Below are 10,749 nucleotides of genomic sequence, written 5' to 3'. Positions count from 1 at the left end.
GATACAACAATGGCTGCCTGATTTGAATCCTGATACATATAGTTATCAGCTACTTGTCCGTCATAAATAATCATCGTGAAATCTCTACCCGTACTACCTATATCCGTATTTAGAAAATCACCACCTACCTGTGGCGTTCAGAGATACTAATGGCCCAAACTTAAAAGTTTTGTTTATGTTATGTAATAACGTATCTTTTTGCCAGTTTTTATTTCTGGCTATGGAAAAAAGGGCTAATTAAAAGAGCTTTTGAAATCATACAAATTAAGTTTCTGATATTATTGAATATAAATAATTAATCAGAGCTTAATTTTGAATATTTCGAGCCAACATTTGCGAATATACTCAAAATCTAAGTCTCTGATTTAAAATGCCACATTTTCTTACAATTTTAGAAACATGGGCTGGCTTAAAATTGGTGTTCCTTTAAATACTCTTCAGTACGGATAATAGCAGCTTGCATATTATGAATTGTATTCTCGACGTCAGTTAAAGTTTTTGCATTTCCACCACTTAGAGCTTGTCGCCATTTGCGAGCGCCCGGTAAATTTTGGAATAGACCTAAAATATGACGTGTAATGATAGAGAGGGGTGCACCTTCAGCTAGACGTTGTTCAATATACGGTAGCATTTGTTCCATAATATCGAAACGATCTGGTGCTTCTAGGTTCCAAAGTTGGCCGAGCTCAGCAAGTAAGTAAGGGTTGTGATAGGCTTCACGGCCAATCATGACGCCGTCAACGTGCTGTAAATGAGCTTGAGTTTCGGCAAAAGTTTTAATACCACCATTAATTTCAATAGTCAGATGCGGGCGTTCTTGCTTTAAACGGTAAACATCTTCATAGCGTAGCGGTGGTACTTCTCGGTTTTCTTTCGGAGACAAACCTTTCAATATCGCAATACGGGCATGTACAACAAAGTGAGTACAACCTGTTGCAGCGACAGTATCTACAAAGTGCAGCATTTCTTCGTAAGACTGCATGTCATCAATACCGATACGGTGTTTTACCGTTACCGGAATGTTGACAGCTTTTTGCATGCTGTGAATACATTCAGCGACCAAGTCTGGCTCTGCCATTAAACATGCACCGATTTTATTGTTCTGTACACGGTCACTTGGGCAGCCTACATTCAAGTTGACTTCGTCATAACCCCAGTCTTCAGCCATTTTTGTGCAAGTGGCAAGTTCTTGTGGGTTTGAGCCGCCAAGCTGCAATACGATTGGGTGTTCTTGAGCGTTATAGTCCAAATGGCGTTTCGCATCGCCAAATAGAATCGCGCCCGTAGTCACCATTTCTGTATAAAGCACAACGTTTGGGTTAAACAACCGTGCAAAGAATCGGTAGTCCTTTGTAGTCCAGTCCATCATTGGGGCTACACTGATTCTTGGAGATTTAATAGTTTCAATGGTTTTGTTAATAGTCATTAAAAATCATACCTTTAATCAGTGTTTTGCAACCTGTTTGAATCTGTGGGAACTCATGTTTAGCTGCGTTAATCGGTTTGCATTTACACCAGAATTTACACCATAATGAAAAAAATGGTTCATGGTGTAAAATTATGGGGTCAATTACTGCCAGAAAAAGTGCAGATGGAAGTGTTAGTTACCGAGCTGCTATCCGGATCAACAAAAAAGGTTATCCTGCTTATTCTGAAAGCAAAACATTTTATTCAAAAAAAGTGGCAGAAAACTGGCTTAAAAAAAGAGAAGTTGAGATTCAAGAAAATCCAGACATTTTACTTGGCAAAGAACAACTGATTGATCTAACTTTGTCAGATGCCATAGATAAATATTTGGATGAAGTTGGGAGCGAGTACGGCAGGACGAAACGCTATTCTCTACTCTTAATTAAGAAGTTGCCAATTGCGCGCAATATTATCACAAAAATACATTCGATACATTTGGCTGAGCATGTGGCTCTAAGACGAAGAGGCGTGCCTAATCTTGGTTTAGAACCTATTGCAACAAGTACACAGCAGCATGAGCTTTTACATATTAGAGGTGTTCTATCTCATGCATCTGTTATGTGGGGTATGGAAGTTGATTTAAGTAACTTCGATAAAGCTACAGCACAGCTTAGAAAAACTCGTCAAATCTCGTCTAGTAAAGTGAGAGATAGGCTTCCTACAAAGGAAGAGTTAATTGCTTTAACAAAACTTTTTGCTGAGCGTTGGAAGTTAAATAAATACGGTACTAAGTATCCAATGCATTTAATTATTTGGTTCGCAATTTTTTCATGTAGACGTGAAGCAGAGTTAACACGCTTATGGCTGCAAGATTATGATTCTTACAACTCTTCATGGAAAGTTCATGATTTGAAAAATCCGAACGGTTCTAAAGGTAATCACAAGTCTTTTGATGTGTTGGAACCTTGTAAAACAATAATTGAACTTTTATTAGATAATGAAGTGCGGAGTCGTATGCTTCGATTAGGATATGATGAACAACTCTTATTACCTTTGAATCCCAAAAGCATAGGAAAAGAGTTTCGCGAAGCATGTAAAATATTGGGAATAGAGGATTTACATTTTCATGATTTGAGACATGAAGGTTGTACGAGACTTGCAGAACAAAGTTTTACTATTCCTGAAATTCAGAAAGTAAGTTTGCATGATTCTTGGGGGAGCTTACAGCGGTATGTTTCTGTGAAGTCAAGGCGAAATGTAATTCAATTGGAAGAGGTGCTACGCCTCATTGATGAAACGTAGCAAAGTCTTTAGCAGCTTCAGAATACTTCTTATCTAAGATATCAGCCAAGTCTTTAACGTGCACCAGAAATGGTGCGCGTTTGCTTGAATCTATTTTAAAGACAGAGAAAGGAAACTCTTGATTATTTGCCTTTCTCAGCGCCTCTGCCTTGCTTAAGTGAGGATAGTAGTCTTGTACTATGCTCATTAATTCGACAGTCATAGAGCGATATTTCATAAATAGGTAATCAGCGGTGTTTAACTGGAATGCACCCATTGTGAAATAGCCTCTTAACTAGTTAGTTTTAAACTTTGAATACAACACATCAAAATTGGACTGTGTATCCCAAATTCGAAGGACTGCATCACTGCCTATCAGGTACGTTTTGAGCAGCTTAATAAGATCTTTGCACCTTGGATCACTTTTAAAAAAATGATTAGTTTGCATAAACCCGTTTAATGGCATAGATACAGGATATGCTTTGCAATTAAATAGGCCTTCCAGATTACCTCGTAAGGCAATGAAAGCATTTTCATCAGAAGAACCAACAGGATCATCTATGAACTGGCGTTCCAGTAAAAACACCAGCCTAAGTGCTAATTGTCCTTGGGGTGTAAGTTCCCATTTCGAAAATACGGCAATAATTTCATTATTTCCACCTTCATTAAGGAAAATGGCGATCATCTCTTTTTTCTGCTGATCTAAATATTGTTGTTTCGAATACATTGGAGTATTCGCTGAAAGCGTAAATAGCATTGGCAAATATAGCTCATGTGTTTCGAAGCCTGCGTAGTCTCTGAATAGAACCTTCATTGTCGAATCAAATAACTCTTCAGCACGACTTTGTTCTGTATTCCAAGCTGTTAAATCCTCACTAAACTGCCTAGTGTTGAGCATATATTGGTAGCCCGTAATTTGATTAGAAAAATACTGATCGTGGCAGTAAATCCCCCCATTAAGCATAGGCCCCATATGTTTAATAAACTGAATCAACAATTCGTTCTCTGGCTTTAGTCGAACAGATAACATCCCATTAGTGACAGGGGAGCCTGTCACTAATGGATATGCTGATCTAATCAACTCAACAGGTTTACTGAGAGATAATGCCTGATTACTATTTTGAGAATTTTGTTTTGCAAACATGCTTGTAGTTTTTGATCTCCCAAGAGCTTTTGCTGACTTCTCAGAACCAATCAGATCGTAAGCCCAAATAGGTTGAATGCTGCATGACGAATGTGTAGCTGCAAGTAAAGCATCTGATGCGTACTTAGTCATGTTACTGTCCTCCTACTTGAGCATCATCTGACTGATCAGAGTCTAGTAGGTTAAGTTGCTCGAACTTGCGTGGACGGCCAAGTTTGGTAGCAGGAACTTTTGGTATTTGGCTTGTTCGGAAGCTCCGAATTTGTTCTCCATTAGTAAAGGCGAAGTACTGATCATTTTTGCATATGTAGTCAAACGTAGCCTTGAGATTCTTAAGCATTTCATGGTCGGTATACTCCAAAATGCCTAAGGCACGATAGCGGTACTCATCTTTCTTCATATTGCAGATAAAAGCAGTCCCAAGATTGTTTGTAGCAACCCTCCATTTCTCAGCAATATATTGCCCCCACGTGATGTCCTCACGATGGTCATTGGCATTGAAGAAGTAATAAAGATGTCCATGGAATCCCTTGGTTGGGGTGTGTTCAATACGCAGGATATACCCGAGCGCTTGCTTAAGCTGATTATGCTTAGATGCATCATAGAACCGAATAAAAGACTCTTGCATAAACTCACTATCATGTTCAGCCTGAGCAAAATCAGTTGAGATAGCAAGCTGTTGAAGCTTAGCTGGATCGCGTATTAATCCTAGGTCTACTCGAACAACAAGGATTCGAGAATGGATCTTGAGTAGAGTCTCTACAAGCTCAACACAACGCTCTTTAGAACGGCGTCGATTACTAGCACGATTCGAAAGTTGTTTACGAATTGAGGCACTGCTCATTCTTATTGCAAACAACTTCTGAAATTTAATTAAAGCTGCAACATAAGCCTGAGCCTGTTCAGATGTGTAACACTGATTGATCAGAGAAAATTCATAAAGGGTATATTGTTCTTCCTTTGAAAGTTCTAAGAATGAATCCTTAAAGGCCTGTAACTCTATGCCCATCTTGTAATTGCCAGAGTGAGCAGACACAAAGATTGTTGTAAGCTGGCACTTAAGCAAAAGTGGAATATCCTTCGCATATTCAACACGTAGTTGCTCTTTGCCCTTAAAACTTTGAACAGATTTAAGAGTAGCGATTGGGCGCTCTTTCTCAAAATACTTGATGAACTCAACACGACTGAGCATTTTTTCAACTTCAGGGTTTATACTCGTTTTGAATATTTTAATCTTACCGTTTTCTGTCATGTACTCATGAGTTGAAAAATCTTCCTTGAGCTGTTCTAGGAATGCATCTCTATCTGCAACTGAGAACTGTGCGATAGGTGGAAGAATTGGTTTAGCTGTGTTGTTCAGAGATTTCATAGTATACCTACATACAAATAATTAATTACGTATCAGGCGTCATGAGGTAAATGCTCTCCCTATGGACATCGTTTAGAAATGTCCATTAGGGTAGGCGTAGAGTGGATATTGGCTAATCTATCTGGAGTGTATTCATCTCAAATGGATACACAATTAAATCAATCTAATCTATAAGCAGTATTTGCTAAGGCACACTGCTTATGACAATAAGTATCTAGTAGATTAATTACATATATCTAATATTACTTATTACAATTGTATTTAAACCGAAAAGCCGATTGCACTTTACTTCGAGAATGCTCTACCAAAAAATGACGGTAATACGAGGACTTTTTAAAAGTTGTGATGTCCTGCGTTATGCAGCATTTAAATGGCTTCGTTGAGCTATTCTTCGGGTGACCCACACCCGTAAATTGCTAAGCTTCCAATTGAATGTACTTATTAATTTGATGTGTTGCTGGCTTAGGTTTGAGTTGGTCATATTGGTTCCTTATGTAGCAAGTTTTGTATGCTTGATTGCATAAGGGAAATTCTAGAAAAAAATTAAGCACCCTCTAAAAATCTGCGAAGAATTTATTTAAGCTACTGATATATATGTATTTAAAATCTTTAAAATATAGAAATTTCATTGTAATTATTACTCTTTTAAAAATTTATTAATTTTTTTTAAGAGCATGTCAGTGTAGAACTAACAGGCTCTAAATAAATTATGTGAGTGATCGGATTTTTATTGGGGTGGGAGGGGAATTCTAAAGTTTTCTACCTTTCTTTTCTATAAAAATGTTCAGCGCATCATATAGGCTTGGCTCGCTTTCCTTTAACCAAGATTTAGCGCTATTCAGTAACTTCATTCTCTGATCGTCGGTTCTAATTTTACTTTTTTGAGTTTCTAAGGCAGAAATCTTTTTCTGATAAAATACTCTTATTTCCTTATAACGTTCGATAGGGCGACCTGCAAAAGAAGTTAGGGGTTGATCACGGTTCTGAGCTTGTATGATTACAGTTTTTTTACCATATTCTTCAATTTCTTTGACTTCAGCTGTAGATAGATCATTTCGAGCTGCAAAAAGAAAATATTCAGCTTCTTCTTTTTTTCGTAAACAATGTTCTATTTCAGCATTGTATTCTTGAGTGAGGTATTCTGGAATTTTTGAGATAGCTTGCTGCTCAATGGCTCCTAGAACCGTATCCATACTTGAGTAAGTTTTTTGATTACTGGTAATAAAACGTTGAACAAGTGAGAGGTAAGTTTTTTTTACCCTCTGGGATTTTTTATGGCTGTTTCGGGCTAATTGAGATTGCCTAATCTGTTTATAGATATCTTCTGGTAGCGTGTAGATATAGAAAGAACAATCATAATGTTTGGAGTAGAGACGAAATGCTTCTTCAAAATGTTTCTCAGCTTGTTGTGCTGTTTTTTTGAATATTCTGGTTTTAGTTGATACCAAGTTTTTGAATTTACGAATTTCAGTCGCGATTTCGCCATAGTGTCGGGCAAGTCGGTCCTCTTCGGGAATGTAGATGTAAATTTCCGATTTACCTCGAAGTAATGGTGGGGGTAATCTCCATGCCTGTTGACGGAGAGCCTTTTGTTCTGGCGATTCTTTTAATAAGCCTTGATCAAGCTGTTCATAAAACCACTTTCGGTCATTATCCGTCATTTCTTCACTGATAGGTTCCATTTGTTCGGGTAAATAAGCTTTGTAGTGTTCGGCATAGGCTGATGGCAAACCATAGGGAAATTTATGTCTTTTAATAATATGTTCTTCAAGTTGGTCAATTAAGCCAATAAGTTTTTTGATGTTACTCGTAGATGTGGTTTCTTGTTTAGCCTTAGCATTTTTTTTAGCTGAAGTTGCCATGTAATCAAGTTCACTTATTCATTTTAAAAGAAGTGCATATATTATAAGTCGTAACTACTTATAATTTAAAAATGATTTAGCTTAACTTGAGAGTGAATTATGAGCATTTGTAGAGGGGTGTTAGGTGTTAAACTGCACTCCATTTATGTACCGACTTATGATGATTCTGTACCGACTTGCGATGTTTTGGGTGAAAAGTAGTCAAAATCAAAATGTAGCTTAGAGTTATAATTGTTGGACTAAACTTGTAGTACTGTGAAGCATTCTACTGGATTATAAATTTATTATGGACTGAATCAAGTGCTAGAAAATCACTCATTATTGGTTAGTTAATAGTATGTCTTTGTATTACTAAAAGGTCTCAATAGCGTTTCATTAATTGCAATGCAAGATTGTAGGCTACGGTTGTAGAAATTGACTCTGCTATAAAGAACTCTTGGGGTGGGGTGAAGTTTAAAGCCTGCTTTCGATAACGCGTCTGCTTTCCTGTCTGTTTGTCTTTAAAAATAAACTCATCCTGAGCATGAGAATATTCTTGTCCATACAGTGGACCACCAAGACACTTTAACCGAAACACTGAATCATCCTTAAATTTACCTAATGGTTAGTTTAAAGAATTAATCTAATGAAAAACAATAACAATCACTTTACGACTTAGTCGATAGATCATTGACACCTTAAATATTGCACATTATCCTTTGCTTGCTGGCCACATTGCCAGTCGGTTTTGACAGACCGTTTTATTGGGTTGCATCAGAGTTATTCCTTCTGAGGAATAATTTTGAGGGTACATCTCGTCTCCTCCCGTTGCGGTAGGACGGGAGAGGGACACTTTCGAGTGTGCTGGTGTCAATCCAATCCGGTCTGTCAACCCTTTCTCGTTCTGCCACCATAATTCTCTAATGCTTTGGCAGAACTCCCAATATAAAGGAGTTGGCTATGCATATTCTTTTTATAACGCCTGATTAGTTTTAATAGGATTTGATGAACTTCTAGTTTCTCAAGCTTTAGATCTTTTCGTCTAAAAATTTACTTAAAAAAATGTCATGTGAGCTACACCATGGCAAGGCTTCGTGTTGCCTAAAAAAGCCTAAGCTCCATGACGACGTCACTGGATAAAATGATGAAAAATAAAATTTTGATGGGTTTGGTAGGTGTCAGTATTTTGTTGGTTACTGGTTGTTCTTCTGATTTCGAAAAGGGTATGAAACAAAGCTGTAGGAATACGGGAGGAAGTCGCAGTTTCTGTTCCTGCTTCTACGACAGGATGGAAGAACATTATGGTGAAGAAAAGCTGGAGGCGATTGGCATGATGCAAGTCAGGATGCCAGAGGATTTCGAAGAGGTGTCTTTTAAGTCTGGTCAGCAATGTGCACATAAACTTTAGAGCTCGTATTCACATTAAATCTTAGTTTGTCTTTTGATCTCACCTGCTGCCATAGAGCAGTGGGTTGGATAGGCTTACCTAAAAAAATGAGGAATTTACAATGAAACATCCATTGATTGGCCTTTATTTCACCATTGTGATTGGTTATTGGCTGTATTTGATTTGGCAGTACCCTATTTATTCTGGTTCATATTCTTTGGGTCGGGCACTTGTTTGGCCTGCTGATTTTCTACGTTGGTTGTTTTAGTCGCTAAATTGGGGAAGTTGCCATGACAATCATATCGAGAGAATCACTCCAGAAAAGCCGTTGGATGTTGATGTTAAGAGCGAGTGACAATATTTATTTTGCACCCGCTATTCCTTATAAAAAATTGCAAGGGGCTATGAGTTATCTCCCTCAAGGAATTCATCCAGATGAAATCCTTATGCTAATTGACGATACGGTATTTGGCAGTGCTAAAGCTGGACTTTGTGTGACGGCGACAGGACTCTTTTATAAAGAAAGCTTTGGAGATGAAGCGGTTTATCTCTTTAAAAGTATTCATCATGTCGAGGCAGATATTGGCGTCATTAATCATGGCATCGTACTGAATCGTATAGAAACCCTGACCTTTACCCAACTGGATAAGGGCACAGTACGAACATTGGCTTCATTTCTAAATGAAGTTTGTCAGGGTGAAACAGAAACCGATCGGGCTCCACCACAGATTGATGCAGAACTGAAGGTAATTATTGATCTGTTTGCTTATTTCATCACATTCAATATGGGTAAGTGGAATCCTGAATCTAGTCATGCAATATCTAAACATTTTGTAAAGCTGAATGATGAAGCATCACAGCACTATATTAAAAGGTTACTGACTGAACATCCCAACTTTGAATATGAAGAATTATTACATCGCTTTGCAGAACTGAAAGATGTGCTGGCTTACAAGCTTCGTACGGAGATGATCGAACAACTGGTTTATGCCATGGCACTGGGTCAGGTTGAGCAGAATCAGGCGGATCTCTTCATGACCCATTTATGTCGTGTATCCAATGTTTCTAAAGCCGTATTTCCTGATCTGGTCAAAATTATCTATCAATGTCTGGCTGATGAAATGAATCAGTCTACTACTTCTACTTTCAACGGTGGACAACTTCAAGCGTGCAAACTTCTTGATATTCAGCCTAATTCACTGACTGAGCAGAACTTACAATCTGCTTACCGAAAAAAGATGGCTGAGTTCCATCCCGATAAATACCAGAACTTACCTGAATCTGTTCGTCAGTTGATTGAAAGTCAGGCACAGCAACTGAATGAAGCAAGAGCTTTATTAAAAAGCTATTTGGACAATAACTGAAAATAAAGAATTTTTACTTACATATTACCCCAGTGAAGGCAGCCCTAAAGCGCCGTATATCCTCTATTTCAAGGTAATGATATGAATATGATAAAGAACAGCACTAACTCAACTAAAAAGATACCACCGTTATATTGGTTGTTAACTGTAGTCATGATGGCGGTGTTAATTGCAGGCGGTATTTTATTTAATCAACATCAAAAACGACAAACTGAACTTCAGTTAGCACAACTCGCTTTAGAACAATCTAAGGTACAAAATCAATCTGCCACAACACAAGCAGCATCGGAACCCGTTGAATCAGGTTTCACTGGAATTGAAAGTATGGTGGAAAACCCGGAATCAGAATCTGCTCATTCACAAGCTGAAGATGAGGTTGTTGCGGGGGCAATAGCCGCGGTTGATCAGGCAAAAGCACAAGATACAAGTCTAGGTAATCTCAGTTCAGAAGTTGATGGTGAGTACCATGAAGGGAAAACCTTAAGTTCCAATGCTTCTCGCTATGGATTAAAGCCAATCAAATCTGCTCCAGCTGATTTAAAGTCAACCATCCCGAATATTGATCAAATGTTAGCGTCACATCTCATGAATGTATGGGGCCGCTCAAGTCCAGATCAGGTGAGTAAACGAGTTGAAGGATGGAGCCAGCAAGGTAATACCATGACCTATCGTACTGCATGGGACTCTGACCGTTACCAATGTACTTGGTATGTGGTGAGTTGGGATAAGAACAGCAATCAAGTCCTTCACGAAGGATACCAGCCATGCTTTGGTCACTAATTAAAGCTGGTCTGTAGCATTCGTTTAATTATTACTTTACTTAATCAGAGAAAATACCATGAACCCAATCAAACTTATCGCATGTGGAATTTTAAGTCTTTCACTCAGTTCTATTGCTTTTGCTAAAACTGAGCAGATTACACTTAAAGCCAATGTCTATTACGGCGAAGAATCGG

At 38.2% G+C, this 10,749-nt stretch carries 11 protein-coding genes and 1 pseudogene; 5 read left to right on the top strand and 7 right to left on the bottom strand.

What is annotated here, in order from left to right; all coding sequences use genetic code 11:
• Both R5R67_RS18105 and dusA read right to left on the bottom strand, forming a co-directional pair.
• Positions 1–74: pseudogene (locus R5R67_RS18105) on the bottom strand (hypothetical protein); the annotation flags it as partial.
• A gap of 335 nt (positions 75–409) precedes the next feature.
• Positions 410–1,426, bottom strand: coding sequence for a tRNA dihydrouridine(20/20a) synthase DusA (dusA, locus tag R5R67_RS18100; RefSeq protein WP_000154494.1), 1,017 nt, complete (start codon positions 1,424–1,426; stop codon positions 410–412).
• A gap of 134 nt (positions 1,427–1,560) precedes the next feature.
• Here dusA and R5R67_RS18095 point away from each other — a divergent pair, with 134 nt between their 5' ends.
• Positions 1,561–2,709, top strand: a complete 1,149-nt coding sequence (locus R5R67_RS18095) for a tyrosine-type recombinase/integrase (RefSeq protein ID WP_000534873.1) — start codon at positions 1,561–1,563, stop codon at positions 2,707–2,709.
• Here the strand turns inward: R5R67_RS18095 and R5R67_RS18090 are convergent.
• From R5R67_RS18090 to R5R67_RS18070, 5 genes are all read right to left on the bottom strand, one after another.
• On the bottom strand, positions 2,693–2,965 hold the full coding sequence (locus R5R67_RS18090) for a pyocin activator PrtN family protein (RefSeq protein WP_000500676.1): 273 nt from the start codon (positions 2,963–2,965) through the stop codon (positions 2,693–2,695). The two genes, R5R67_RS18095 and R5R67_RS18090, sit on opposite strands and share 17 nt — an antisense overlap.
• Before the next feature lie 18 nt (positions 2,966–2,983).
• Positions 2,984–3,964, bottom strand: coding sequence for a hypothetical protein (locus R5R67_RS18085; protein ID WP_000170393.1), 981 nt, complete (start codon positions 3,962–3,964; stop codon positions 2,984–2,986).
• A gap of 1 nt (position 3,965) precedes the next feature.
• A complete protein-coding gene (locus R5R67_RS18080; protein ID WP_000838814.1) occupies positions 3,966–5,201 on the bottom strand; it encodes an inovirus-type Gp2 protein in 1,236 nt (411 codons plus the stop codon).
• 749 nt (positions 5,202–5,950) lie between these two features.
• Entirely contained in the window at positions 5,951–7,063 is a 1,113-nt protein-coding gene (locus R5R67_RS18075; RefSeq protein ID WP_000235770.1) for a hypothetical protein, read from the bottom strand.
• 361 nt (positions 7,064–7,424) lie between these two features.
• Positions 7,425–7,640, bottom strand: coding sequence for a hypothetical protein (locus R5R67_RS18070; protein ID WP_000489165.1), 216 nt, complete (start codon positions 7,638–7,640; stop codon positions 7,425–7,427).
• 546 nt (positions 7,641–8,186) lie between these two features.
• Here R5R67_RS18070 and R5R67_RS18065 point away from each other — a divergent pair.
• From R5R67_RS18065 to R5R67_RS18050, 4 genes are all read left to right on the top strand, one after another.
• The gene (locus R5R67_RS18065; protein ID WP_000790976.1) at positions 8,187–8,450 is read left to right on the top strand and encodes a hypothetical protein; all 264 of its coding nucleotides are present in this window, start codon (positions 8,187–8,189) and stop codon (positions 8,448–8,450) included.
• Positions 8,451–8,550: 100 nt separating this feature from the next.
• The gene (locus R5R67_RS18060; RefSeq protein ID WP_000682545.1) at positions 8,551–8,697 is read left to right on the top strand and encodes a hypothetical protein; all 147 of its coding nucleotides are present in this window, start codon (positions 8,551–8,553) and stop codon (positions 8,695–8,697) included.
• Between the two features lie 70 nt (positions 8,698–8,767).
• Positions 8,768–9,793 carry a J domain-containing protein gene (locus tag R5R67_RS18055; protein WP_000942646.1) on the top strand — a complete coding sequence of 342 codons (1,026 nt, stop codon included), beginning with the start codon at positions 8,768–8,770 and terminating at the stop codon, positions 9,791–9,793.
• A gap of 81 nt (positions 9,794–9,874) precedes the next feature.
• Entirely contained in the window at positions 9,875–10,573 is a 699-nt protein-coding gene (locus R5R67_RS18050) for a hypothetical protein (RefSeq protein WP_001985473.1), read from the top strand.
• Positions 10,574–10,749 lie beyond the last annotated feature (176 nt).

Source organism: Acinetobacter sp. OYA S30, from assembly GCF_033599315.1.
Classification (GTDB): domain Bacteria; phylum Pseudomonadota; class Gammaproteobacteria; order Pseudomonadales; family Moraxellaceae; genus Acinetobacter; species Acinetobacter baumannii.
The sequence above is the reverse complement of the archived record's forward strand: the minus strand, read 5'-3'. Positions and strand labels throughout refer to the sequence as shown.